General features: G+C 69.2%; 1 protein-coding gene. It reads right to left on the bottom strand.

Annotated features, from left to right (window positions below; all coding sequences use genetic code 11):
- A partial coding sequence (locus GPK39_RS08400) for a sugar nucleotide-binding protein (RefSeq protein WP_215674998.1) occupies window positions 1-1,029 on the bottom strand: 1,029 nt, incomplete at both ends.

Below are 1,029 nucleotides of genomic sequence, written 5' to 3'. Positions count from 1 at the left end.
CGGATCGGCGACGCGGTCGGAGAGCCCCTTCATGGTCTTGACGAAGTTGTGCCCCTCGCCGATGACCCAGGAGCTGCGCAAGATGTAGTGGCGGGGGCAGCCGGCCACGGCGATGTCGCCGGCGGCCTTGGTCTGGCCGTAGACGGAAAGCGGGCTGAGGGGCTCCTCCTCGTCGTGCACCTCCGCGGTGCCGTCGAAGACGTAGTCGGAGGACACGTGCACGAGCGTGATCCCGTGCTCGGCGCAGGTGCGGGCGAGCAGCGCCGGCCCGGTCGCGTTGGCCTTCCAGGCGGTGGCGCGGCCCTCGGGGGTCTCGGCCCTGTCGACGGCCGTGTAGGCGCCGCAGTTGATGACGGTGCCGTAGAGCGACCAGTCGTACTGCGAATAGGCCTCCGGGTCGGACATGTCGAAGGTGTCGATGTCGCAGAAGTCGAAGTCCTTCGCCACGCCGCGCTCCTCGGCGAGCGCGCGCACCGCGCGGCCCAGCTGGCCGTTGCAGCCGGTGACGAGGGTGCGCTTCGGCGCCATCGGGACGACGTCCCTGAGCATCGGGTGGTTGAGGTCGGCCTCGGAGACGGTGGCCTCCCCCAGCGGGATGGGCCACTCGATGGCGAGCTCGGGGTCGGCGAGGTTCACGAAGGTGTAGGTCCTCTTCAATTCAAGGGACCAGTGGGCGTCCACCAGGTAGGTGTAGGCGGTGCCGTCCTCCAGGGCCTGGAAGGAGTTGCCCACGCCGCGCGGTACGTAGATGGCCCTGGACGGGTCCAGGGTGCAGGTGAACACCTTCCCGTAGGTGGCGCTGCCCTCGCGCAGGTCCACCCAGGCGCCGAAGACCGAGCCGCGGGCCACGGAGATGAACTTGTCCCAGGGCTCCGCGTGGATGCCGCGCGTGACGCCCCTCTTCTCGTTGTAGGAGATGTTGTTCTGGACGACGCGGAGGTCCGGGATGCCCAGGGCGGTCATCTTGGCGCGCTGCCAGTTCTCCTTGAACCAGCCGCGCGAGTCGCCGTGGACGGCGAGGTCGACGAC

The sequence above is a fragment of the Collinsella aerofaciens genome, assembly GCF_018785245.1.
GTDB classification, from domain to species: Bacteria; Actinomycetota; Coriobacteriia; order Coriobacteriales; family Coriobacteriaceae; genus Collinsella; species Collinsella aerofaciens_AD.
The sequence above is the reverse complement of the archived record's forward strand: the minus strand, read 5'-3'. Positions and strand labels throughout refer to the sequence as shown.